Below are 22,262 nucleotides of genomic sequence, written 5' to 3'. Positions count from 1 at the left end.
CAGAATGGCAGCGCTGTTGGCCGGTTGGGCCGTTAATTGTGGTTACAGCTCCGCGATGCAAGGAATGGATCAGCGCATGACCCGCGTTAAACAGTTGTATTGGTTGGCTCTGCGCGTGTGGCGTAACCGTCTATGGCCGCTGCTACGGCGTCCTTGGTTGGGGCTTCCGCTGTGTCTGCTGCTGATTCTGCTAGTGGCCGACCGGCTGTTTCCGCTGCCCTTGCCAGGCGATGACCTGGCCCGCGTGGTGCTGGCCGAGGACGGTGCGCCGCTGTGGCGCTTTGCCGACCGTGATGGCGTATGGCGTTATCCGGTCAGCCCCAGTGAGGTGTCGCCCTATTACCTGGAAGCGTTGCTGACCTACGAGGACCGCTGGTTTTACCAGCATCCCGGAGTTAACCCGCTGGCGCTGAGCCGCGCCGCCTGGCAGAACCTCAGTGGCGGGCGCGTGCTCTCGGGTGGCAGCACGCTGTCGATGCAGGTGGCGCGGCTGCTGGATCCGCATGCGCGCAGCTACAGCGGCAAGCTCAAGCAGCTGTGGCGCACGCTGCAGCTGGAGTGGCACCTGTCCAAGGATGAAATCCTCACCCTTTACCTCAATCGCGCGCCGTTTGGCGGCACGCTGCAGGGGGTGGCGGCGGCCAGTTGGGCTTATCTGGGTAAGTCGCCGAGCCAGCTAACCCGCGCCGAAGCCGCGCTGCTCGCGGTGCTGCCGCAAGCGCCCAGTCGTTTGCGCCCCGATCGCCACCCTGAGCGAGCGCAGGCGGCGCGCGACAAAGTGCTCAAGCGCCTGGCCAGTTTTCAGATATGGCCGCAGTCGGCAATCAATGATGCGCTGGAAGAGCCGGTGCTGCTGGCGCCGCGTCAGGAACCGCGCCTGGCCCCGTTGCTGGCGCGGCGGCTAAATACGGCGGGCAGCCCGCCGCTGATTCGCACGACTATCGATGCAGCGTTGCAGCGCCGCCTGGAAGACTTGCTGCTGGGCTGGCGGGCGCGGTTGCCGGAGCGCACCTCGGCGGCGATTCTGGTGGTCGAGCAGCCGAGTATGGCGGTGCGCGCCTACCTGGGCTCGGTGGATATCGGCGACGCCAAACGCTTTGGCCATGTCGACATGATCAACGCCGTACGCTCGCCGGGTTCGACCCTGAAACCTTTTCTCTACGGCATGGCGCTGGACGAGGGGCTGATCCATTCCGAATCGCTGCTGCAGGATGTACCGCGGCGGTATGGCGATTATCGCCCGGGCAACTTTGCTGCCGGTTTCAGCGGCGCGGTGTCGGCCAGTGAGGCGCTGGCTACCTCGCTCAATCTACCCGCCGTGCAGCTGCTGGAAGCCTACGGGCCGAAGCGCTTTGCCGGTGAATTGCGCAGCGCCGGGGTGCCTTTGTTGCTGCCGCCGTTGGCCGAACCTAATCTGGCGCTGATTCTCGGCGGTGCCGGCAGCCGGCTGGAGGAATTGGTCAGCGGTTACAGCGCCTTTGCCCGTGGCGGCATGGCCGCACGTTTGCGCTTTCAACCGCAGGATGGCCTGCATGAGCGGCGCCTGCTGTCGCCCGGTGCCGCGTGGATTGTGCGGCGTATTCTCAGCGGCCAGGCCCGACCGGACCGTGACCCGCGCGCGCAGCTGGTGCAGCGCCCGAGCCTGGCCTGGAAGACCGGCACCAGCTACGGTTTTCGCGATGCCTGGGCGATTGGCGTGGCGCCGCGCTACCTGATCGGCATCTGGATCGGTCGACCGGATGGCACCCCGGTGTCCGGGCAGTTCGGCCTGGCTTCGGCTGCACCGCTGCTGCTGCAGGTGCATGATCTATTGGTCAATCGCGACAGCCAGCGCGGCATTGCCCTGCCGGTTGATCCACAACCAGCCTCGGTCGGTGTGGCCGCTATCTGTTGGCCGCTGGGCCAGCCGCTGGACAGTGACGACCCCAACTGCCGGCGCCAGCGCTTTGCCTGGACGCTGGATGGCACCACACCACCAACCTTGCCGGCGCAGGATCAACCGCTGGGCTTGGGGTTGCAGGAAAGCCTCTGGGTCAATGCCGCCGGGCTGCGGGTTGATGCCAGTTGTCCGGGGGCCAAGGCACAGAGCCTGGCGCTGTGGCCGGCGCCGCTGGAGCCCTGGCTGCCGCGCCGTGAGCGGCGCAGTGCGCGCCTGCCGGCGGTTGATCCGCAGTGCCCGCCGCGGCATGTACCCGTCGCCGCGCCGTTATCGATTGTCGGGGTGCGCGAAGGAGACCGCCTGCGTCGCCCGGCCGGCAGCGTCGAACCATTGCGTTTGCGTCTTTCGGCCCTGGGCGGCAGTGGCCGACGCTGGTGGTTTGTCGACGGCCAGCCGGTCGCAGAAACCACGGCCGAAACGGCGCTGAACCAGAGTTTTTCGCGCGCCGGTCGCTACCAGCTCAGTGTGCTCGACGAGAGTGGTCAGACCGCCAAGCTGAGTTTCAGCGTATTGCCGTGAGTGTTGCCCAGAAGGGCTGCGTTGAAAAATAAATGCCCTGTTGTGCCAAGGTGCTCAAGACGCCGGGTTGCGGGTCGATAGGGTTATACATCGGTGAGCGTTTGAGTTTGTATACAAAATTGTATTCAATTGACTCTTCGAATAATAACGAGAGGGTATCCCTATGGGCTTGTGGAAGCGCAGCATTCAGTGGCAGCTGATTCTCAGCATGGGCGCCGCCCTGCTCACCAGTATTTTGATCGTCGTGGGCGTTTACTCGGCAGTGGTTAACCGCCTGACTGAACGCTTTCTGGTGGAAGAGGCCTTGCCGGCGAGGGTGCTGGCGATCCGCAACGACCTGGAACGGGTACTGACGGCACCGATCACCGCCAACGCCGGGATTGCCGCCAATACCTTTATTCAGGACTGGCTGGCCGCTGGCGAAGATGAAGGCCAGCGCGACGCCGTGGCGCGTTACCTGGAGGGCGTGCGTACGCAGCAGAACGCCATGACCACCTCGATTGCTGTGTTGGAAAGCGGCAACTACTTCACCGGCGAGGGCCTGGCCCGGGTGATCAGCCGTGATCAGCCGGAAAACCAGTGGTTCTACAAGCTGGTCGACAGCAGCCGTGATCAGGTGCTGGAAATCGATATCGACAAGGGCACACGACTGCCGACCCTATTTATCAACCAGCGGATCAAGCAGGGCGGCAAAACCCTCGGTGTTTCTGGCTTGGGGTTCAGCCTCAAAGCCATGTCGGAAATGATCCGCGACTTTCGTTTTGGTGAGCGCGGTCAGGTGTTTCTGATCGATGCCCAGGGCGAGGTCAAGGTGCATCCACAGGCCGACCTGAGTGGCAGTGGCCGCCTCGCTGAGTTGTTTGGCAAGGCGCCGGCGGATGAACTGTTGAGCGGCGGTGGTAAGGCAGTACGTTTCGAGCGTGATGGTGAAACCTACCTGGCGGTGGCACAGAAGCTGTCCAGCCTGGATTGGCTGCTGGTCAGTGAGGTGCCGGAAGCGGAAGTCTATGCCGAAGCGCGTCAGGCGCTGCTTATGACCAGCGCCATTGGGTTGGGTGTAGCCTTGCTGTTCCTCGGCCTAGTGGTGCTGTTAGCGCGTGGCCTGGTGCGGCCGATCCGTCAGGTGACCGCTGCACTTGTGGAAATTGGCGGCGGCGGTGGCGACCTGACCCGTCGCCTGGATGAGTCCCGCGAGGATGAGCTGGGCGATCTGGCCCGTGGCTTCAACCGCTTTATCGGTGGTCAGCGCAGCCTGATCAGCGATGTGCTGGCGACTAGCGAGCGTTTGCGTGCCTCGGTCAGCCAAGTCGCGCAGGTGGTCGACAACACAGCTGGGCGTTCCGGCCAGCAGCAAGAAATGACCGATATGGTCGCCACGGCGGTGCACGAGATGGGCCTGACCGTGCAGGAGATTGCCCGTAACGCCAGCAGCGCCGCGCAGTCATCGCAAAGCGCGCGGGACGAGGCACAGGGCGCGCGTAATGAGGTGCGCCAATCCATCGGGCATATCGAGAGCATGTCCACTGATATTGGTAATGCCGCCGCCGCAGTCAGTGAGCTGGCCGAGCAGGTGGCCTCAATTGATCAGGTGCTGGCGGTAATTCGTGGGATTTCCGAGCAGACCAATCTATTGGCGCTGAACGCAGCCATCGAAGCGGCGCGCGCGGGCGAGATGGGTCGTGGTTTTGCTGTGGTGGCCGACGAGGTGCGCACCTTGGCCAGTCGCACGCAGAGTTCGACCGATGAAATTCAGCAGATGATCCAGCGCCTCAAGCAAGGCGCGGAAACGGCCGTGAGTTCCATGCATGCCGGTCAACGTGCGACCGGTACTGGCGTGCAAGCCAGTCAGCGGACGGGTCAGTCGCTTAGCGCGATTACCGAGCAGATTGAACGCATCAGCGATATGAACACCCAGGTGGCCACCGCGACCGAGGAACAGTCATCGGTGACCGAGGAGATCAACCGCAACGTGCAGGGCATTGCCGACCTGGCGCATGCCACCGCCGGCGAGGTGCAGGTGTGTAAAGAGGACTGTAAGACCCTGCGCGGTCTGGCGGATGACCTGGCTAAGCAGATGAGCAGCTTCCGTTTGTAGGCGTATGCCGGCGGCACGCCTGTGCCGCCGGACTCAGGCCAGCTCCAGGCGGTTACGCCCGGCAGCCTTGGCCTGATAGAGCGCATCGTCGACGCGCTTGAAGAACCCCTCGGCGCTGCTGTCGCGGCGCGCATCGAAACACCCCACCCCCAGGCTTGCGGTCAGGGGCAGGATGGCTCCAGGCGCGTTGAAGCCTTCCCGCTCCAGTTCCTGACGAAACTGCTCAGCCAGTTGGCAGGCTTCCTCCAGCGGGGTATTGGGCATCAGGATGCCGAACTCTTCACCACCCAGGCGCAGCAATGCGTCACTGTCGCGGCGAAAGTTCTGCCGCATCCGTTCGGCAAAGTCGTTTAGGCAGCTATCGCCACAGGCATGCCCGTATTCGTCATTGATCCGCTTGAAGAAGTCGATATCCAGCAGTACCAGCGATAGCGGTTGGCTCTGCCGCTGGGCATTGGCCACCATCACCGGGAACAGGCTGTTGAACTGATAGCGGTTGCCCAGCTGGGTCAGGCTGTCGGTGCGGCTGAGGTGTTCGAGGCGCTCCTGCTGATCGAGCAGCTGCAACTCCAGCTTGAGCGTGTTGTGGTATTCGCGGTGGCTGCGGTTTAGCGCCAATAGTAGGTAGCTGAGGTAAAAGCTCAGGGTAATCAGAAGGGCGTACTGCTCGCGCCATGCCAGTGCCAGCGTGAGCAGCCCCGGCAGGTAAATCAGCAGCAATGCCAGGAGCGCGCGCTTTTTGCGCATGGCGAAGTTAAAGGCCAGGGCGGTGCTAAAGGCGATGGTGCTGAGGGTGGCGATAATCGCTGAGCTGCTGAACAGCGGATGGTGCTGCGCCAGGGCATGGGCAGCGCCCCAGCTCAGCGCGGTGATCAGAATCAGGCTCCAATGCAGGTTGAGCCAGCGGCTGAGTGAATCGTTGCTCTGCTCCTGAGGCAGGCGGTGTAGCAGGCGTAGAGCCAGCAGCAGGGCAAATAGGGCGATGCCGACTACACCTGGCAGCATTAGGGCGGCCGGGTCATTGCTGAACGCCCACGTGAGCAGCCAGGCCAGCAGGTAATAGATGCCACCCAGTGGCGAGCGAATGCGTGTGTCTTGCGCTTCGCGCCAGAGGGCGAAGGCATGTGGTTGGCGAGGTACTTGGGCTTCAGCCATGGCTTGTGATCACAAATAGCAGCGTTATAGCAGCATAACTCTTTGCTTTTGAAAAAGCTGTCACATTGCTATCGCGCCTTGGGCGACACCCAATGCCGAGCTGGCATGCGCCAGCACGGGGTTACAGCATGATCGCCGCGCCGAACTCAGTGGCCGAGTACCCGCTCAATCGCTTCAGGATTTTCGTGGGTGCCGAAACGATCAACGATGGTGGCGCTGGCCTCGTTCAGGCCCAGAACGTGGACCTCAATACCTACGCGGCGCAGTTTGATCACCACTTTGTCCAAGGCGGCGACGGCGGTGATGTCCCAGAAGTGTGCGCGGGACAGGTCGATGGTGACCTGGCGGACGGTGTCCTTGAAATCAAAGGCGGCGATGAATTTGTCGGCAGAGCTGAAGAACACCTGCCCAACCACCTTGTAGGTACGCTGGCGGCCCTCGCTGTCGAGTTCAGCGTTGATGTAGAGGAAGTGGCCAATCTTGTTGGCGAAGAACATGGCCGCCAGCAGCACCCCGACAAACACGCCGTAGGCCAGGTTATGGGTGTAAACGGTCACGGCCACGGTGGCGAGCATCACGATATTGGTGGAGAGCGGGTAGTGCTTCAGGTTGCGCAACGAGTCCCAGCTGAAGGTGCCGATCGACACCATGATCATCACCGCCACCAGCGCGGCCATGGGGATCTGGCTAACCCAGTCGCTGAGGAATACCACCATCAGCAACAACACCACGCCGGCCACCAGGCACGACAGCCGCCCACGGCCGCCGGATTTCACGTTGATGACTGACTGGCCGATCATCGCGCAGCCGGCCATACCGCCCAGCAGGCCGGAGGCGATATTGGCCACGCCCTGGCCTTTGCATTCGCGGTTCTTGTCGCTGTTGGTGTCGGTCAGGTCATCAATGATGGTCGCGGTCATCATCGACTCCAGCAGGCCCACCACAGCCAGCGCAGCGGCGTAGGGGAAGATGATGGCCAGGGTTTCAAACGTCAGCGGTACATCTGGCCAGAGGAAAATCGGCAAGGTGTCCGGCAGCTCGCCCATGTCGCCGACAGTGCGGATATCCAGGCCGAAATACATGGCCACGGCAGTCATCGACAGGATGCATACCAGCGGTGAGGGGATTACCTTGCCGAGCTTCGGCACATAGGGGAACAGGTAAATGATGGCCAGACCCGCCGCGCACATGGCGTAGACCTGCCAGGTGACGTTGGTCAGCTCCGGCAGCTGCGCCATGAAAATCAGGATGGCCAGGGCGTTGACGAAACCGGTGACCACCGAGCGCGAGACAAAGCGCATCAGCGAGCCGAGCTTGAGGTACCCGGCGCCGATCTGCAGCACGCCAGTCAGCAGGGTCGCTGCCAGCAGGTATTCCAGGCCGTGGTTTTTCACCAGGGTGACCATGACCAGTGCCATGGCCCCGGTGGCGGCGCTGATCATGCCTGGGCGGCCACCGACAAAGGCGATCACCACGGCGATACAGAAGGAGGCATACAGGCCGACCTTGGGGTCGACCCCGGCGATGATCGAGAAGGCGATGGCTTCCGGGATCAGCGCCAGCGCCACCACCAGACCGGCTAGCACATCGCCGCGGATGTTAAAGAACCAAGTGTTTTTCAGGCTTTGCAACATGGTCAATTCCAAAAACTGGGGTCCGCAGATGCACGCAAGGGCAGGGCGGATGGGCTAATAAAAGCTGGGTACAACGAGAGCATTGCAGCCTTGCGGCCAGCGTGCAGGCGCACAGCTACGGCAACGGGTAAGCCGCCGGGCTATGCAGGGAGGGGGCGAAGCGCTATGGCGGCGTAGGCAGCCAGCGGGATGGTTGGGCCAGTGTCATATCGACCTGTCTCGATCCATTCGGGCGAAAAGGGCGCTCACCTTAACACATGCCTCTCAGCCGTCGCCGGCCGCAGGCTGTGGCTCTGCGAGTTGAACTCAGCAGCAGGCGGGGACTCATACACCCGCAGCCCAGCGTCTGGCCCGACCAATCGGCACCCTTACAGCCGTGCTGTCATGTTCACGCAGCACACTGCTGTTTCCCGTAAGCACGCGAGTATGACTATTCATGATGTCCGCTGCGAAAGGGGTGCTAGGACGGCTACCTTATGTCAGCCCATGGAAATGGGCGCTGTTACTGCTGGCGCTGACCCTGGTTTACCAGATAGGCGTGCAGCACCTGGATAACCGTCTGTATTTCTGGATCAAGACCTCCTGGCATGAAACCGAATGGGAAAGCCGCAGTCTGTGGCTGCCCGAGTACCAGGTGCGCATCGATGCGCTGCCGGTCGCCGGGGTGAACAACAACCTGTCCGGCCTGACCTACGACGAAGGGCGCGACCAGCTCTGGGCGGTGGTGAATAACCCCGAGGAGCTGCTGGCGCTGAGCAAGGAAGGTGAGCTGTTGGCGCGTTATCCGCTTAGCGGGTTCAGTGATGTCGAAGGCATCACGTACCTGGGCGATAACCTCTTGTTACTGGCTGAAGAGCGCGATCAGGCGCTGGTGGTGGTCGAACTGCCGGAAAAACCCGGTGCTCTGTTTCGCGAGGATTACCGGGCGCTGACCCTGGGCATTGATCTGGGCGGCAACCAAGGCTTTGAAGGGGTCGGCTACGACCGCGCGGGTGACCGACTGTATGTGGTCAAGGAGCATTCACCGCGCAAGCTGTATGAGGTGCGTGGCCTGAAATCCAGCTTCCAGGGGGACTTCAACCTGCAGGTAATCGATCGCCAGGCCTGGATCGATCACAAGGTGTTTGCCACGGACTTGTCATCGGTGCATTACGACGAGCAGACCGGGCATCTGGCCCTGCTCAGCGATGAGTCCAAGGTGCTGATCGAACTGGATGCCGAGGACGGTAAGCTGATCAGCTTCCGCTCGCTGCTCAGTGGCTTCGCCGGGCTGCAAGACAGCGTGCCGCAGGGCGAGGGTCTGACCCTGGATGATCAGGGCAATCTCTATCTGGTCAGCGAACCCAACCTGTTCTACCGCTTTGAACGCGAGAGTCGGCCGGGCGCTTAACCGCGCCTGATCAGCCAGATGCCGGCGACGATCAGCAGCAGGCCGCCGACTTTGCCTGCGGTGATCGGCGCTTCACGAAAGCCGGCCCAACCGAAGTGGTCCAAGGTCAGGGCCATGCTCAGTTGCCCGGCGATCACCAAGGCCATAAACAGCACGGCGCCAACCTTGGGGCCGGCAAAGGCGGCGGTGGCGATAAACATCACCCCCAGCAGGCCGCCACTCCAGTGCCACCAGGTAAGGCCTTTTAACGCGCCGAGGCTGGGGAACTCGCGCTGGGCCAGCACCAGAATCAGCAGCGCAAGTGTACCCACGGCAAAGGACATCAGCGCGGCGGCCATCACGCTCGACACCTGTTTGGCCAATTGACCGTTGATGCCCGCTTGCAACGGCAGGCAGGCGCCGGCAACGAAGGGCAGGGCCATCAACCACCAGATCGGGGCAGGCATGGGCATATCTCCAGGTGGGCAAGGGGCGATTATGCCGCAAATGCGCCCCGCGCCGTCAGCCTCACCAGGGCAGCATCTGGCCTTGGTAATCAAGGAATGTACAGCGTCGGCGACCCAGCTCTGCGGTGATCACCTGAAACAGACCGCTTGCGCTGTCCGCCACACTCAAGGGGGCATCGGCGCCGCCTATGGCGGTGCGCACCCAGCCTGGATGCAGGGCCAGCAAGCTCCAGGGCAGCTCGGCATAGTGGCTGCTCCAGCTCAGCAGCAAGCTGTTCAGCGCCGCTTTGCTGGCACCGTAGAGCGGCATGTCGAGGGCACGGTTGAGCTGCAGGCTGGCCATCTGCGAGCTGATAAAGGCCATCACCCCGCCGGTTTCGATTCGACCGGCAAGCTGTTGCGCCAGGCTGATCGGCGCGACCGCATTGGCGAGAAACAGCTGGCCGATCTCCGCGCTGTTGGCCTGGCGCGGGTCCTGATGCGCTGGGCCATAGACGCCGGCATTGAACAGCGCACAGGTTAGTGGTTGGTCGCCCAGGGCGCGGTCAATCAACTGGCCCGCTTCGCGTTGCTCCAGGTCGCACTCGATCAGCCGCAGGCACTGACCATGTTGCGTGGCCAGCTCCTGCAATTCATGGCTACCCGCCAGATTGCGGATCACGGCGTGCACCTGCCAGCCCGCCTGCACAAAGGCCTGGGTCAAACCCAGGCCAATGCCGCGTGAGGCGCCGGTGATCAGGATATGGCGGCTTACGGCCACTGCATTTCACCCTTGAGCACCTTGGCGCTCAGTTCAAGGCTGCTGGCGTCGAGCAGCTGTGGGTACTTGGCTTTCATGGTCTCGATCAGCGCCTGGCTGTTCTGTGCCTTGGGCAGTGCTACTTCCAGGTCATTCAGGTAGTTGCGGGTAAAGCGCAGGTCATCCAGGCTCAGCGTCGGTTGGCCCATAAAGTGCCCCGGTACCAGGGTTTTCGGTTGCAGCGCTTGCAGCTCATCCAGGGATTTCAGCCAGGATTTACGCGCCTCTGCGGTTTGTGCATCGGCAATCCAGGGGTGAATGTTGGCGTAGGTTAGCACGCCGCCGACCACGGCCTTGATGCTCGGAATCCACAGGCTGGTGTGCTTGGGGTCATGGCCGATCAGCTCGATGCGCTGGCCTTCCAGGCTCAGGTGGTCGCCTTGCAAGGCTTGCGGCACCATTGTGCGGGCCGGTGCGCTGTCCTTAAGGATCGGGCCCCAGTAGGCCAGCTTCGGTTCACGGCTTTTCTCGATATAGGCGATGGTCTGCGGCGTTGCCAGGACCTTGGCCTTGGGGAAGGCACGGGTCAGGGTGTCCAGGCCGAAGTAGAAATCCGGGTCACCGTGGCTGATAAAGATGGTGGTCAGGGTTTTGCCGCTGGCCTGGATGCGCTCGACCAGCTCCTGCGCTTCACGGTTGGAGAATTGTGCATCGACGAGGATGGCCTCGCGTTCGCCGCTGATCAGCGTCGAGGTTACCGGGAAGATGGCCTTGTCGCCTGGGTTGTAGACGTCCAGGGTTAGCGGTTGGGCGAGGGCGGTGGTGGCCAGGGTCAGCAGGCTGGCGCTGGCGAGCAGGCTGCGCAGGTGAGTGATGATCGACATGGGGAACTCCTGTTGAGTGGGTGAGCTCATCTTAGTTGCTTTAAATCGATCAAAAAGCCCCGTAATCTGCGCATATTTGTTGCGTTAAATGGGCTAATTATGGATCGCCTGACGGCTACGCGGGTCTTTGTCGAAGTGGTGGAGCGCGGCAGCCAGACCGCCGCCGCTGAGGCGCTGGAGATGTCGCGGGCGATGGTCTCGCGTTACCTCGGCGAGCTGGAAACCTGGGTCGGCGCGCGCCTGCTGCACCGCACCACGCGCAAGCTGAGCCTGACCGGTGCCGGCGAGCTACTGCTGGAGCAATGCCGCGAGATGCTGGTCATGGCCGACGCCATGCAGAGCGTCAGCCGTACGGACGAGGCCGCGCCGCGTGGCACCTTGCGCATCGCTTGTAGCCAGTCGCTGGCTCAGGCCTGGTTGGTGCACGCGCTGGATGACTTCACCCGCCTGTATCCGCAGGTCAGCGTCGATCTGCTGGTGGGCAGCCAGGCGGTCAATCTGGTGGAAGCGCGTATCGACCTGGCCCTGCGCATCACCAATCAGCTCGACCCCAACCTGATCGCCCGCCAGCTGGCGGTGTGCCGTTCGGTGGTGTGCGCAACACCCGCGTACCTGGCCAGGCATGGCACGCCGCAGCGGCCCGAGGACCTGGCGCAACACAATTGCCTGAGTTATGCCTATTTTGGCCGCAGCATCTGGGAGTTCAGCCGTGCTGGTGAGCCGCATGCCGTGGCGGTCAGCGGCAACCTCAGCGCCAATGAATCCATGGTGCTGCTGGAGGCCGTGCTGGCCGATATCGGCATCAGTTTGCAGCCGCGCTATTCGGTCGGCGCGCATTTGCGTTCCGGGGCGCTGGTGCAGTTGCTGCCTGACTACGAGCCACAGCAATTGGGTATTCACGCCCTGTATGGCACGCGCCGGCAGATGCCGCCGGCGCTGCGCGCGCTGCTGGATTTTCTGATCCAGCGCTTGGCGGATCGGCCGGACTGGGATTTGTAAACGGTTTACAGGGGTTTGCTGAACTGGATCAGCGCGACGCGCTGGCCCTTGGGGTCGCGGCGTTCGACCACGCCGCTGAGGGCATAACCGAGCTTGGGGTAGAGCAGCAGCCCGGCGCTGTTGGCATTGAAGCACGAAACCTGCATGCGTTTGGCGTGGTAATGCTCGCGCGCCAGCTGCTCCATCACCGCCACCAGATAGTGCGCCACGCCATGGCTACGGGCCCAGGGTGCGACCATCAGGTTGCCGAGGGCGCAGTGGTCGTCGTAGTGCCATTGGTAGAAGTTGGCAAAGCCGGCTACCCGGCCATCCAGCAGCACCACCGTGCTGTCGCGGCGCTCGGCCATGGCGGCGGCCAGCTGACCGATGCTCAGCGGCCAGTCGGCCTTGGGATAACAGAAAAACAGTTCATCAGCGTTCTGCGGGAAACCGACAATCTCGGCCAGATCAGCCGCCGCCGCGGGGCGATGGCTGAGGTGTGGGGTTGGGTTCATGCAACATCCTTGTAGGTCAGCGGGGTGGGCACGCGGCTGCTCATTGAGGCGGGTACTGACTCAACACTTCCTCCACGCTGCGGCGAATCGCGGCCTCGCGCTCGCTCGGGCTAGGATGTGGATTGCGCAGCACCTGTTCAGTGCTGCCGCGCCAGACCAGTTTGCCATCCTTGCCGTCGAGCAGGTCGATCTGCAGGGTGCCGACCTGATAGTCCAGGGTACGGGTTTCCACATAACTCGGGCCGCCCCAGAAGCCGCCGCTCCAAGGATCACCCCAGGCCCCGCCGAGCTGGGTACTGACCTGCTGCTGGCGATTGTCGACGATCATCCACACCTGCGCCTTGAGATCGCCTGGCGTGTTTGCCGCTGCCGGGCGCAGGCCGCGTTGGTCGAGCTGTTGGCTGACCGCCGTGCGGATGCGCTGGTCTGTCAGGTCGCTTTTCAGGCGCGGGTCATCAGGTTTGTATTGCACCGCCGGTTCCTGCCAGCTCCAGCTGCGGTAGGCGGCAAAATCCCGGTTAGGGTCGAAGTCGCGCTGCAGCTGCGCGGTTTGGCAGGCGCTGAGGATCAACAGCAGGGGCAGTAACAGCAGTGATGCACGCACGGGTGCTCTCCTTTAATACAGCAATCAGTTTGGCGGGTATGCCGTCAGGGCCTGTTGGACCGCGTTGCGCAGCGTGGCGGCGCGTTCACTCTGGCTGCCGCTGCTAAGGGTTTCGGCGCTGGCACTCCAGACCGGTTGGCCGTCCTGGCCGTCGAACAGTTCGATGCGCACCACCATGACTTCTTCGGTATAGCTGCGCACCAGCGGTGCGCTGCCCCACATGCCGTAGTCGTTGCCATACCGACTATGACCGTACTGGCTGCCGTAGTGTTCGGTGACCTGGCGCAGGCGTTGTTCCAAGCGCAGCTCGGCGCTGACCTTGAGGTCGCTGGTTTTACCGGCCCGATGCGGGCGCAGGCCGCGTTGGTCGAGGGCATTGCTGAGGGCTTCCTGCACCTGCTCGGAGCTGGCCCAGGCCGTGCCGGCAGGCAGGCGTTGCCAGCTCCAGGTGAGGTAACGGCCGAAGTCGCGTGGTTTTGCCGGATAGGCGCTGAGATCCAGTTGCTGGGCCGCCTGTGCGGGTGCAGGCGGCAGGGGCTTACTTTCGGCGGTATACGGGTTGTCGCTCTGGCAGGCTGCGAGGCTCGCCAGTAGCAGTAATGCGCCCAGTCTTTTCATTGAGTGTTCAGCCTCCAGTGAGAGGGCAATCAGCGTGGCCGGCAGATCCAGTGCAGGTAGCGCCCCAGCCCGGAAAAGCTCGGGTGGCGGCGGTAGGCCAGCTCCATTTCCAGCAGGTCGAGCAGCTCAGCCTTGGCTTGGAATGGCTGCGGCATATAGTCGTGAAACACCCGCACGCCACTCTGGCTTTCGACCTGCCAATTAGCCTCAAGTTGCGCCGCCAGCTCGCGCGGATCAAGCGGCATCTGCGGGGTCAGGCTCTGTTTTTCCCCGGCGAACTCGGCCTTGCGCAGTTTGCGGAAGTGGCCCTTGAGCAGGTTACGGTAGATCAGCGCATCCTTGTTGTAGAACGCCAGCGATAACCAGCCGCCGGGCGCGCACAGCTGGTGCAATACCGGCAGGATGCTGTGCGGCTCGGCTAACCATTCCAGCACCGCATGGCAGATCACCAGGTCATAGGGTTGCTCAAGCTGGCCGAGCAGGTCCTGCCAAGGTGTCTGGATAAAGGTGGCGTCTTGTCCAGCGGCGGCAAAGCGCTCGCGGGCGCCATTCAACATCGGCTCGGCGGGTTCCGTCAGCGTCACCTGATGGCCACGCTCGGCCAGCCACAGCGACATATGGCCGAGGCCCGCGCCGATATCCAGCACCCGCAGTGGGCGTTCGGGCAGCGCTTCGGCCAGGTCAGCCTGGAGTACGGCCAGGCGAATCGCGCCCTTGGCGCCGCCATAGATCTTCTCGGCAAAGCGCGTGGCCAGTTCGTCGAAGTGACGATCACTCATTGGATGCGCTCCCGAGGAAGCGCCGTTCGTTGTCGGCCAGCTTGGCGCGCACCACCTGTTCCATATCCAGGCCCAGCTCGCCGCACAGCAGCACCAGGTAGAGGATCACGTCGCCGATTTCCTGGCCGGCATGGGCCAGGTGTTCAGCTGGCAGTTCGCGGGACTGCGCTTCGGTCAGCCACTGGAAGATTTCCACCAGCTCGGCCATTTCCACGCTGGCCGCCATGGCCAGGTTCTTCGGGCTGTGGAATGGCCGCCAGTCGTTGTGGTCACGAATGGCGTGCATGCGGGTGGTCAGTTCGGCGAGGTTCATCAGGCGCTCCAGCAAAGAGGAGCATAGCTTCGGGGTTTGCCGGCCGGTCTTCAAGCCGGCAAACCGATACCGCAGGTTATGGGTAGCCGCTTTCGTTCGGGTTGTTAGTCACTTCCAGCACGCGCCAGACGTTGGCATAGACACTTTCCTGGGAAAACGTAATGCGCCCCTTGCCTTTGTACAGCGACACCACGCGGGCGACGTCCTTACCTTTGAAGTTGAACGGGATCCATGCCTTGCCTGTCTGGTGCGAGAAGGTGGCGGTCGGCGCGCCGAGCAGCGCATTGACTTCATCCATGCTCATACCGGTGCGTATATCGCTGAACGAGCCGCTGCCCTGGGCGGCGGTCGCTGGTGCAGCAGCGGGCGTCAGCGTTTGCGTGCTAGTAGCCGCTTGGCCCTGGCCGGCGCGGTAGGCGTCCAGGTTGACGCTGCCTGCGGTGTAAGGCGCGCCACCGGCGCTAAGGCTGTCAGCGGCTTTCTCGCAATGACGGTCGAGCTTGCGGTTGTCGGAGTTGGCCACCACTTCGCTCAGCACCGGCTTGTAGCGGCCGTTACCTGAGCTGGCCAAGGCCTTGCAAACCCAGGCCAGAGCGTCGGAAGTGGTGTTGTCGGAGGCGCTGCGGTACTTCTGCAGCAGCACTTCGGCGGCGACGTCGAGGGTTTCCTGGTCACGGTAGCCGCTGTGATAGATGCTCTGCGCGGCCTCGCGAATCGACACCGGGCCGCCCTGCACCAGCTGATTGACATAGCGCTGCCCGGACGCGTCGAGGGCATTGGCCTGCAGTGCGCTGAAGGCGAGGACGATGGACGTGGCAAGTACGGCGGTGTTTTTCATGCTGAGGCTCTCTGATCCATTGGAGTTGCCGTGCGGGTCAACCATGACCGCGTGGGCGCAGGAGTCGACACGATAATCGGCCCCCGCAAAAACGCCAAGCCTTGCGGTGCGCCTAGTCCAGCGGCTGCCAACTGCCGCTCATATGGCTCAGATCATTCTGGCCGAGGAGGCTGAACTGGCCATGGCTGCCGGGCTCGCTGGCCAGCAGACGCACCTCGGCCGGCAACAGCACCGGTTTCTGGAAGCGTACGCTCACGCTGTAACCGGCATCCGGTAGGCGCGGGCCCAGTTCGGCCAGGGCGCGGCCCTTGTTCCACAGGCCGTGGGCAATGGCGCGGGGGAAGCCGAACAGCTTGGCGGTGGCGGCAAACATATGGATCGGGTTGTAGTCGCCAGCGACGCGCGCGTAGCGCCGGCCGATGTCCGCCGGTGCTTGCCAGTGCGCGAGGGTGGTCTGGGTAAGCGCGGTTTCGGCTTCGCGTTCGGCCGGCTTGCCGCCCAGGCGCAGGGCGCGGCAGAGGATACGGCTGTCACCTTCCCAGAGCAGGCCGAGTTGATCGTGCAGCTGGGTGATCAGGCTGAAGGTCGCGCCCTTGTCGTGGGGCTGCAGGTCCTGCACCTGCACGCTGACGGTGAACGGCCCGAGGCCGCCGAGCGGGCGCAGCACGCGAATATGGTTCTCCAGATGCACCAGGCCGAGCAGCGGGAAGGGGAAGCGCTTGTCGGTGAGCAGCTGCATCTGCAGGGCAAACGCCAGAATATGCGGGTAGGGTGCGGGCAGCAGATGATCATCGCTAAATCCGCAGATCTGCCGATAGCGCGCCAGGTGCTTGGGGTCGACCGTGACCTGACAGCGCACGCCCAGTTCGGGCAGGCTGCGGCCGGTCACGCGCCGGCGTATGGCTGCGCGCAGAAACAGGGCGGGTAAGGCAGGTGGTGCGGGCAGTTCGAGCCAGTCGATGGCCATGGGCTAACTCCTCAGAACGGTGGCAGCAGCTTAGTCGGCTACCCACGGCATGCATTGGCCGTATCGCCTAGCTGTGTGGCGGGCCAGTCAATCGCTCAACCGAGCGCGATTCACGCCTTGAGCGCAGGGCCTAAAGCTGCCTAAGATGGCCGCGCCTCGCACACAATAAGAACTCTTCAATATGCGTGACCTGACTGACGACGTGGCGCTGATGCGCCCGGTGATCGACGCCTTGCGTGCCAGCGGTACCGACCCCGATCGCGTGCTGGCCCGCGTTGGCCTGCCGCCTGGAGGCTTGCCTGCCGGGCGCTTTCCTCATGCGGCCCAGGCATTGTTCTGGAAAGCCGCTATCGATGAGTGCGGCGAAGAGCATGTCGGCCTCTACCTGGCCCAGCACCTGCCGGCATTCCACGGCTTGCTGCTGGAATACCTGTTCCTTTCCAGCGAAACCTTCGGCGAAGGCCTGCGCCATGCTCTGCGCTATGTGCGTCTGCTCTCCGATACCCTGAATGCCAAGCTGGAGGTGCAGGACGACCGCGCGGTGCTGGTGCTCGGGCTGATTCCCGGTACGCCGCGACACTTCCCGGAAATGCTCGCCGGCGCAGTAATCCGCCTGTTTGATGCGCTGACCGAAGGCGATTTCACTCCCCATGAAGTGCAGTTTATGCATGCCGATGGCGCGCCGGCCGAGCGCTATCAGCAGGTATACGGCTGCCCGGCGCAATTGGGCAGCGAGCGTTACGCGCTGGTGTTCAATGCCTCGGTGCTGGACAAGACCTCACGGCATGCCGCGCCAGAACTGCTGCGTATGCACGAATCGCTGGCGCGTCGGCAGTTGGCCGAAGTCGAACGCCTGGACCTGGTGCGCAAGGTGCGCGAATTGATTGGCGAGTTGCTGGTCGACAGCGGCGCCACCCTGGAGCAGGTCGCGGCGCGGCTGAATATGCCGGCGCGGCGGCTGCGCGAGCGCCTGGCGATGGCCGGGGTGCGCTTTAACGACCTGGTCACCGACTACCGTTGCCGTTTGGCCAAAGATCTGCTGCTTAACACCGACGAGCGCATTGAGGTGATAGTCGAACGCACCGGCTTCTCCGAGCCGAGCACCTTCTATCGCGCCTTTAAACGCTGGGTCGGCGAGACACCGGTTGAGTTTCGCAAGCGCGGGAAAAGTTAAGGGTTGCTACTGGGCGAAATAGGTCGCCCAGAAGTAATAAAGCGTCATCCCGCTGCCCACAACGATCACCAGCAGACGCAGGAATTTGGCTGGTAGGCGCTGGCCCAGCGCGCCGCCGACATAGCCGCCCACGGTGGCACCCACCAACAGAATCATCAGCTCATACCAACTGACTCTGCCTGCGATAATAAAAGTCGCCGTGGCGACGCTGTAGATCACCGCCGAAATCAGGTTCTTCAGGGCATTGGCGCGGGCCAGCGGGTGACCTTCGATGGAAAACACCGCCAGTTGCAGAATGCCCATGCCAGCGCCGAAGTAGCCGCCATAGATCGATACGCCGATATGCGCGGCCAGTGACAGCGGGCCGTGCGGCGGTTGTGCTGCCTCGGCGCGGCGGGCGGCCAACCAGCGACTAAGCCAGGGGCTGGCGGCAAACAGCGCGGTGGCGGCCAGCAGCAGCCAGGGAATCAGTTTGGCAAACACAGCATCGCCGCCAACCAGCAGCAACAGCCCACCCAGCAAGCCTCCCGCCAGCCCGGCGGCCAGCAGCGGCAGCAGATAGCGTCCCAGCGGGCGCAGCGAATCCCGCGCCGCCCAGGCCCCAGCCAGGCTGGCCGGCCACAGCGCCACGGCATTGGTGGCGTTGGCCGTCACCGGCGGCAGACCCGCAGCAAGCAACGCCGGAAAAGAGAAAAACGTGCCGCCACCGGCCAGGGCATTCATCCCACCAGCAGCAAAACCGGCAAGCACCAGCAGCAGAATCTCGAACACAGGCATGGCAAAGGCTCGGGCAAAAGGTCAGCAGCTTAACCAGCGCGCGCGGTGGGGCCAAGTCGACCAAGGTCGCTGGCGCATGGGTTGGCCACATCGCTGGCATAAAAAGCTGTGTGGAGCCGTTTTTAACGTCACGCAGCGACGGTTAGAAGGGTGGCTGCCATAAATTACAGGCAATAAAAAAGCCGGCTTGTGGCCGGCTTTTAGGGGGTGGTAGCTACTTATTTTTGGTAAGCAGCGACCGCCTTGTTAATCAGGTTGCGGGCCTCATCGGCGCCAGCCCAGCCTTCAACCTTGACCCACTTGCCCTTCTCGAGATCTTTGTAGTTCTCGAAGAAGTGCTTGATCTGCTCGATCAGCAGTGGGGGCAGGTCGGTGTATTCCTGTACGTCTTTGTACAGCACGGTCAGTTTGTCGTGCGGTACGGCAACCAGCTTGGCGTCGCCGCCGGCTTCGTCGCTCATCAGCAGCACGCCTACTGGACGGGCGCGGATAACCGAACCTGGTGCCACTGGATATGGAGTGACAACCAGTACGTCGAGGGGATCACCGTCGTCAGCCAGGGTGTGCGGGATAAAACCGTAGTTGGCCGGGTAGAACATCGGGGTGGCCATGAAGCGGTCGACCATCAGGCAATCGGTGTCGTGGTCGATTTCGTATTTGATCGGCGCGTGGTTGGCCGGGATCTCGATGGCGACGTAGATGTCGTTTGGCAGGTCTTTACCAGCTGGGATCTTGCTGTAGCTCATGGGGCGACTCCCGAAGGGTGGGCCAAAAAAGTGGCGCGATTATAGGCATATTCACCAGGGGTTGCTACGCCGGGATGCCTAGCCATTGGTCGCGAACCCACTGTCTTCAGTTCTGACCTGGTAGTCGGGGTTGCTGGCTTGCAACTGCTGCAGGCGGGCCAGTGGATCCTGTCGGTAGAACAGCGCCAGCTGCGCGTATACCGCCGGGAAGGCGCCGGCGAGCAGGTCTGGGGCGCTGAAGAAGTATTCGCTGGTGACGGCGAAGAATTCTGCCGGGTTTTCCGCTGCATAAGGGTCGATGGCGGTGTCGGCCTCGGGATTGGCATCCAGCTCTGCATTCATCTGATCAAAGGCGCTCTGCATGGCTTGGGCCCACGCCTGCACCGCCATAGTGCTGTGCAACGGCGGCAGGCCGTTGGCGTCGCCGTTAAGCATGTCCAGCTTGTGCGCCAGTTCGTGGATCACCAGGTTGTAGCCATCCCATTGGCCGCTGGCCTGCACGCCGGGCCAGGCTAGGATCACCGGGCCTTGCTGCCAGGCTTCGCCACTATGCTCGGCGTCCCATTCGTGGACTACGCCGCTGGCGTCGCGGTGGCGCTGCGGGCTGACGAAGTCATCTGGGTAGAGGACGATCTCATGGAAGCCCTGATACCAGTTGAGATCGGCCAGGTGCAGCAGCGGCAGTTCGGCCTGCACCGCCAGCAGCAGACGCGCCTGGGCGTCGAGGTCTACGCCGGGCAGGGCGCTGAGGTGTTTGTGATGGAGAAACAGCACAGCGCGTTCGCGCAGGCGCTGCTGTTCGGCGTCATCCAGGCCATCGAGGATCGGCAAGTGCTGCAATACAGCCTGCCACTGCGTGCTGCTGATGGGATGACGGGCAAGGATACGCCGGCGACGCCAGGCGCGGAGCGACCACATGGACTCTGCTCGGACGGTGGAAAGCGTCCACCATAAGCCGGGTGTCAGTGCTGAGCAAGTCGGCACAAAGGCTGCAACGGCATGCTTATCTGCGATCTGGGAGGGCTGCCAATGTCGATCGAGCGTCTGCATCATCCCACCATCAAACTGCTCTGCGGCAACGGTCGAGACCTGCCCAACCAGGCTGCACGGGCCCGTGCGACCTGGCTGCCGGTGCGGGAAGGACAGCCGGCGGTGCTTCTGGTAGCGCTGCTCTGGGCGCGCGAATGCACTGATGTGGTGCGTAGTCTGGAGTCCTACCTGGATGGCCTGCTGGCCGACTGCTGTTGCACGCCGGGTGGCTGGAGCGAAGCCCAGGCGGCGCGGCAGGTGTTGGCAGCCTTCAATCAGCAGCTGTTTCGTCAACGCCAGGCTGGCCGCAGCATCGCGCAACTGAATGCCGGGTTGCTGTTGCTGCAGAACGGCGAGGCGCAGTTTCTCCAGGCCGGGGCCATCGGTTTACGGCGCTATCAAGGCGGCACCACGCAGAGCCTGATCGGCCGCGATGGCCTGCAGCTGGGCGCACAGGCCGAACTGGCGCTGGTGCAGCACAGCCTGACCCTTAACCCTGGCGAGCTGTTGCTGCTGGCACCGCAGCCGCTGCTGGATGTGGCGGACTTGCAAGGCTTTTGCGGCGCGGGCGATACCCTGCAAGGCGATCCATTGCCGGAGCTGCTTGCACCATTGCTGCAAGCCCCCGGCGCAGCTGTTTTATTGCTGCCGGGCGAAGCCGATAGCGCGCCTGAGCTGGCCCCGCGCAAGCCTTGGCGCGCGGTGGTCGATGCACAACCTGGTTTGCAGCTGGATGGTTGGGTGCTGCTCTCGGCCTGCCCCTACGGTCCGCCGGGGCGGGTGTTTCGCGCCACCGATCCGCATGGGCGTGAGGCCATGCTGTGGCTGGCCGAGCGGGATGCGGATGAAGCCTTCTGGCAGCGTGAGTGGGCGCTTCGGCGCAGTCCGGTGGCCAGCCTGGCGCAGGTGATGTCCTCGCATCAGCCGCGTGAGCATGCCTTCTGGCTGTTCGAGCCTGCGGGCAAGGGTATGCGTAACCTGAACGACTGGGTGGCGGCCCACGGTCCGGTCGATGGTTTGACGATACTGGCCGTGCTCGAACAGTTGATCGCCGCCGTACGCGGTTTGCAACGACGCGGCATGCAGGGGCTGTGGCTGGACCCGCGCAATATTCTGCTGGATGACGGCGGCCGCCTGCTGTTGCTGCCCGAACATGCCGCGCTATTGCCTGGGGTGGCGCCGCAGGCAATACCCGCGCAGGCGGTGCCGCTGGCGCCCGAGTTGCGCGCCGGGCAGGCTGTGGATGGCCGCGCCGACCAGTTCGCCCTGGCAGCGCTGGCTTATTGGCTGTTCAGTGGGCGTTGGCCCGAGGCAGCGCAAGCGGATGCGGGCGGTCATAGCCGTTATATGCCATTGGCGCAGTTCAGCATGCGGGTGCCAATCGGCTGGGATGGTGTGCTGGCGCGGGCGCTGGCGCCCAGGCCTGAAGCGCGCTTCGAGGCGCTGTCGGAGTTTGAGCAGGCGTTGCGTCAGCCGTTACTGCATCAACCGGTACCTTCGCGTCGCACACGGCGCTATCGGCAGGGCTGGCACCTGGCGGCGCTGGCGCTGTTGGTGCTGCAACTGGGCGTGGGTTTGTGGCTTAGCCTGGACGGCTGAGGGGCTGAGCCAGCGGCGCACTGTGCGTCGCTGGCTGGGCAGGTTACGGCGCGGTGAAGTCTTCGGTGATCGGCAGGACAAAGCTCTTGAACTCGGTGTCTTCCTTGAAACCGATGGATTCGTAGAGTTTGTGGGCGACCTCGTTGTCGACGCTGGAGGCCACGCGCAGACGCACAGCGTTGGTTTCCTTGGCCATCTGCTTGGCGGTCTGGATCAGACGGTCGGCCACCAGCTGGCGGCGTGCATCCTGGCAAACGTAGATGTCGTTGAGAATCCACACGCGCTTGAGCGACAGCGAGGAGAAGCTCGAATAGAGCTGGCAGAAGCCAAGAATCTTCTCTTCATCATCGGCCATGGCCAGGTAGATCACCGATTCCTTGCGGCTGATGCGCTTTTCCAGAAATTTGCGCGAGGAGTCGGGGTAGGGCAGCTGGCCAAAGTGTTCGCGGTAATTGACGAACAATGGCGTGAGTTGATCCAGATGCTCCAGGGTCGCTTGGACGATGCGCATGGTGAGCCTCTAC

General features: G+C 63.2%; 22 protein-coding genes. 6 read left to right on the top strand and 16 right to left on the bottom strand.

The annotated features are described in order from the left end of the window. Positions 1 to 76: 76 nt before the first annotated feature. Together pbpC and BLO50_RS22440 are read left to right on the top strand one after the other, a co-directional pair. The gene (gene pbpC / locus BLO50_RS18430; protein ID WP_090255694.1) at positions 77 to 2,458 is read left to right on the top strand and encodes a peptidoglycan glycosyltransferase PbpC; all 2,382 of its coding nucleotides are present in this window, start codon (positions 77 to 79) and stop codon (positions 2,456 to 2,458) included. Between the two features lie 163 nt (positions 2,459 to 2,621). Continuing rightward, positions 2,622 to 4,553 carry a methyl-accepting chemotaxis protein gene (locus BLO50_RS22440; RefSeq protein WP_090255692.1) on the top strand — a complete coding sequence of 644 codons (1,932 nt, stop codon included), beginning with the start codon at positions 2,622 to 2,624 and terminating at the stop codon, positions 4,551 to 4,553. 33 nt (positions 4,554 to 4,586) lie between these two features. Here BLO50_RS22440 and BLO50_RS18420 read toward each other — a convergent pair whose 3' ends face one another. Both BLO50_RS18420 and BLO50_RS18415 read right to left on the bottom strand, forming a co-directional pair. Next, positions 4,587 to 5,708, bottom strand: a complete 1,122-nt coding sequence (locus tag BLO50_RS18420; protein WP_090255690.1) for a GGDEF domain-containing protein — start codon at positions 5,706 to 5,708, stop codon at positions 4,587 to 4,589. 146 nt (positions 5,709 to 5,854) lie between these two features. Then, the gene (locus BLO50_RS18415; RefSeq protein WP_090255688.1) at positions 5,855 to 7,342 is read right to left on the bottom strand and encodes a SulP family inorganic anion transporter; all 1,488 of its coding nucleotides are present in this window, start codon (positions 7,340 to 7,342) and stop codon (positions 5,855 to 5,857) included. A 436-nt stretch (positions 7,343 to 7,778) separates the two neighbouring features. On the opposite strand from BLO50_RS18415, the gene BLO50_RS18410 reads away from it, so the two are divergent. Beyond that, on the top strand, positions 7,779 to 8,732 hold the full coding sequence (locus BLO50_RS18410; RefSeq protein ID WP_090255686.1) for an SdiA-regulated domain-containing protein: 954 nt from the start codon (positions 7,779 to 7,781) through the stop codon (positions 8,730 to 8,732). Here BLO50_RS18410 and BLO50_RS18405 read toward each other — a convergent pair. From BLO50_RS18405 to BLO50_RS18395, 3 genes are all read right to left on the bottom strand, one after another. Beyond that, on the bottom strand, positions 8,729 to 9,178 hold the full coding sequence (locus BLO50_RS18405) for a DMT family transporter (RefSeq protein WP_090255683.1): 450 nt from the start codon (positions 9,176 to 9,178) through the stop codon (positions 8,729 to 8,731). The genes BLO50_RS18410 and BLO50_RS18405 overlap by 4 nt on opposite strands. Before the next feature lie 61 nt (positions 9,179 to 9,239). Continuing rightward, positions 9,240 to 9,938 carry an SDR family oxidoreductase gene (locus BLO50_RS18400; protein WP_090255680.1) on the bottom strand — a complete coding sequence of 233 codons (699 nt, stop codon included), beginning with the start codon at positions 9,936 to 9,938 and terminating at the stop codon, positions 9,240 to 9,242. Then, positions 9,929 to 10,801, bottom strand: a complete 873-nt coding sequence (locus tag BLO50_RS18395) for an MBL fold metallo-hydrolase (RefSeq protein ID WP_090255678.1) — start codon at positions 10,799 to 10,801, stop codon at positions 9,929 to 9,931. Before BLO50_RS18395 ends, BLO50_RS18400 begins: the two co-directional genes overlap by 10 nt. Before the next feature lie 99 nt (positions 10,802 to 10,900). On the opposite strand from BLO50_RS18395, the gene BLO50_RS18390 reads away from it, so the two are divergent. Further along, a complete protein-coding gene (locus tag BLO50_RS18390; protein WP_090255676.1) occupies positions 10,901 to 11,800 on the top strand; it encodes a LysR family transcriptional regulator in 900 nt (299 codons plus the stop codon). A gap of 5 nt (positions 11,801 to 11,805) precedes the next feature. Here BLO50_RS18390 and BLO50_RS18385 read toward each other — a convergent pair whose 3' ends face one another. From BLO50_RS18385 to BLO50_RS18355, 7 genes are all read right to left on the bottom strand, one after another. Beyond that, on the bottom strand, positions 11,806 to 12,294 hold the full coding sequence (locus tag BLO50_RS18385) for a GNAT family N-acetyltransferase (RefSeq protein WP_090255673.1): 489 nt from the start codon (positions 12,292 to 12,294) through the stop codon (positions 11,806 to 11,808). A gap of 40 nt (positions 12,295 to 12,334) precedes the next feature. Next, a complete protein-coding gene (locus BLO50_RS18380; RefSeq protein ID WP_090255672.1) occupies positions 12,335 to 12,898 on the bottom strand; it encodes a DUF4136 domain-containing protein in 564 nt (187 codons plus the stop codon). A gap of 24 nt (positions 12,899 to 12,922) precedes the next feature. Then, entirely contained in the window at positions 12,923 to 13,516 is a 594-nt protein-coding gene (locus BLO50_RS18375) for a DUF4136 domain-containing protein (protein ID WP_090255670.1), read from the bottom strand. A gap of 29 nt (positions 13,517 to 13,545) precedes the next feature. Continuing rightward, positions 13,546 to 14,295 (bottom strand): methyltransferase, encoded by a 750-nt coding sequence (locus BLO50_RS18370; RefSeq protein ID WP_090255668.1) that lies wholly within the window; start codon positions 14,293 to 14,295, stop codon positions 13,546 to 13,548. Next, positions 14,288 to 14,608 (bottom strand): nucleotide pyrophosphohydrolase, encoded by a 321-nt coding sequence (locus tag BLO50_RS18365; RefSeq protein WP_090255666.1) that lies wholly within the window; start codon positions 14,606 to 14,608, stop codon positions 14,288 to 14,290. The genes BLO50_RS18370 and BLO50_RS18365 overlap by 8 nt, the downstream gene beginning before the upstream one ends. Before the next feature lie 76 nt (positions 14,609 to 14,684). Continuing rightward, positions 14,685 to 15,446 carry a hypothetical protein gene (locus BLO50_RS18360; RefSeq protein ID WP_090255664.1) on the bottom strand — a complete coding sequence of 254 codons (762 nt, stop codon included), beginning with the start codon at positions 15,444 to 15,446 and terminating at the stop codon, positions 14,685 to 14,687. A 112-nt stretch (positions 15,447 to 15,558) separates the two neighbouring features. After that, entirely contained in the window at positions 15,559 to 16,413 is an 855-nt protein-coding gene (locus BLO50_RS18355) for a MaoC/PaaZ C-terminal domain-containing protein (RefSeq protein ID WP_090255662.1), read from the bottom strand. A gap of 181 nt (positions 16,414 to 16,594) precedes the next feature. On the opposite strand from BLO50_RS18355, the gene BLO50_RS18350 reads away from it, so the two are divergent. Further along, positions 16,595 to 17,587 (top strand): AraC family transcriptional regulator, encoded by a 993-nt coding sequence (locus BLO50_RS18350; RefSeq protein ID WP_090255661.1) that lies wholly within the window; start codon positions 16,595 to 16,597, stop codon positions 17,585 to 17,587. Between the two features lie 6 nt (positions 17,588 to 17,593). On the opposite strand, the gene BLO50_RS18345 is transcribed toward BLO50_RS18350, so the two are convergent. The 3 genes from BLO50_RS18345 to BLO50_RS18335 form a co-directional block, all read right to left on the bottom strand. Beyond that, a complete protein-coding gene (locus BLO50_RS18345) occupies positions 17,594 to 18,364 on the bottom strand; it encodes a sulfite exporter TauE/SafE family protein (RefSeq protein ID WP_090255659.1) in 771 nt (256 codons plus the stop codon). Between the two features lie 218 nt (positions 18,365 to 18,582). Further along, positions 18,583 to 19,110 carry an inorganic diphosphatase gene (gene ppa, locus BLO50_RS18340; protein ID WP_090255657.1) on the bottom strand — a complete coding sequence of 176 codons (528 nt, stop codon included), beginning with the start codon at positions 19,108 to 19,110 and terminating at the stop codon, positions 18,583 to 18,585. Positions 19,111 to 19,188: 78 nt separating this feature from the next. Then, entirely contained in the window at positions 19,189 to 20,028 is an 840-nt protein-coding gene (locus BLO50_RS18335) for a M90 family metallopeptidase (protein ID WP_090255655.1), read from the bottom strand. 111 nt (positions 20,029 to 20,139) lie between these two features. Between BLO50_RS18335 and BLO50_RS18330 the strand changes: the two genes are divergently transcribed. After that, positions 20,140 to 21,738, top strand: coding sequence for a protein kinase family protein (locus BLO50_RS18330; protein WP_090255653.1), 1,599 nt, complete (start codon positions 20,140 to 20,142; stop codon positions 21,736 to 21,738). Between the two features lie 43 nt (positions 21,739 to 21,781). On the opposite strand, the gene BLO50_RS18325 is transcribed toward BLO50_RS18330, so the two are convergent. After that, the gene (locus tag BLO50_RS18325) at positions 21,782 to 22,249 is read right to left on the bottom strand and encodes a GNAT family N-acetyltransferase (RefSeq protein WP_090255651.1); all 468 of its coding nucleotides are present in this window, start codon (positions 22,247 to 22,249) and stop codon (positions 21,782 to 21,784) included. Positions 22,250 to 22,262 lie beyond the last annotated feature (13 nt).

Origin of the sequence: Pseudomonas peli, assembly GCF_900099645.1 — a bacterium.
Lineage (GTDB): Bacteria > Pseudomonadota > Gammaproteobacteria > Pseudomonadales > Pseudomonadaceae > Aquipseudomonas > Aquipseudomonas peli.
The sequence above is the reverse complement of the archived record's forward strand: the minus strand, read 5'-3'. Positions and strand labels throughout refer to the sequence as shown.

What these genes read in the sequence shown, in the direction of transcription:
- pbpC (WP_090255694.1), top strand. Translation starts at nt 77, where the DNA reads ATGACCCGCGTTAAACAGTTGTATTGGTTGGCTCTGCGCGTGTGGCGT.
- BLO50_RS22440 (WP_090255692.1), top strand. Translation starts at nt 2,622, where the DNA reads ATGGGCTTGTGGAAGCGCAGCATTCAGTGGCAGCTGATTCTCAGCATG.
- BLO50_RS18420 (WP_090255690.1), bottom strand. Translation starts at nt 5,708, where the DNA reads ATGGCTGAAGCCCAAGTACCTCGCCAACCACATGCCTTCGCCCTCTGG.
- BLO50_RS18415 (WP_090255688.1), bottom strand. Translation starts at nt 7,342, where the DNA reads ATGTTGCAAAGCCTGAAAAACACTTGGTTCTTTAACATCCGCGGCGAT.
- BLO50_RS18410 (WP_090255686.1), top strand. Translation starts at nt 7,779, where the DNA reads ATGATGTCCGCTGCGAAAGGGGTGCTAGGACGGCTACCTTATGTCAGC.
- BLO50_RS18405 (WP_090255683.1), bottom strand. Translation starts at nt 9,178, where the DNA reads ATGCCTGCCCCGATCTGGTGGTTGATGGCCCTGCCCTTCGTTGCCGGC.
- BLO50_RS18395 (WP_090255678.1), bottom strand. Translation starts at nt 10,801, where the DNA reads ATGTCGATCATCACTCACCTGCGCAGCCTGCTCGCCAGCGCCAGCCTG.
- BLO50_RS18390 (WP_090255676.1), top strand. Translation starts at nt 10,901, where the DNA reads ATGGATCGCCTGACGGCTACGCGGGTCTTTGTCGAAGTGGTGGAGCGC.
- BLO50_RS18385 (WP_090255673.1), bottom strand. Translation starts at nt 12,294, where the DNA reads ATGAACCCAACCCCACACCTCAGCCATCGCCCCGCGGCGGCGGCTGAT.
- BLO50_RS18375 (WP_090255670.1), bottom strand. Translation starts at nt 13,516, where the DNA reads ATGAAAAGACTGGGCGCATTACTGCTACTGGCGAGCCTCGCAGCCTGC.
- BLO50_RS18370 (WP_090255668.1), bottom strand. Translation starts at nt 14,295, where the DNA reads ATGAGTGATCGTCACTTCGACGAACTGGCCACGCGCTTTGCCGAGAAG.
- BLO50_RS18365 (WP_090255666.1), bottom strand. Translation starts at nt 14,608, where the DNA reads ATGAACCTCGCCGAACTGACCACCCGCATGCACGCCATTCGTGACCAC.
- BLO50_RS18360 (WP_090255664.1), bottom strand. Translation starts at nt 15,446, where the DNA reads ATGAAAAACACCGCCGTACTTGCCACGTCCATCGTCCTCGCCTTCAGC.
- BLO50_RS18355 (WP_090255662.1), bottom strand. Translation starts at nt 16,413, where the DNA reads ATGGCCATCGACTGGCTCGAACTGCCCGCACCACCTGCCTTACCCGCC.
- BLO50_RS18350 (WP_090255661.1), top strand. Translation starts at nt 16,595, where the DNA reads ATGCGTGACCTGACTGACGACGTGGCGCTGATGCGCCCGGTGATCGAC.
- BLO50_RS18345 (WP_090255659.1), bottom strand. Translation starts at nt 18,364, where the DNA reads ATGCCTGTGTTCGAGATTCTGCTGCTGGTGCTTGCCGGTTTTGCTGCT.
- ppa (WP_090255657.1), bottom strand. Translation starts at nt 19,110, where the DNA reads ATGAGCTACAGCAAGATCCCAGCTGGTAAAGACCTGCCAAACGACATC.
- BLO50_RS18335 (WP_090255655.1), bottom strand. Translation starts at nt 20,028, where the DNA reads ATGTGGTCGCTCCGCGCCTGGCGTCGCCGGCGTATCCTTGCCCGTCAT.
- BLO50_RS18330 (WP_090255653.1), top strand. Translation starts at nt 20,140, where the DNA reads ATGTCGATCGAGCGTCTGCATCATCCCACCATCAAACTGCTCTGCGGC.
- BLO50_RS18325 (WP_090255651.1), bottom strand. Translation starts at nt 22,249, where the DNA reads ATGCGCATCGTCCAAGCGACCCTGGAGCATCTGGATCAACTCACGCCA.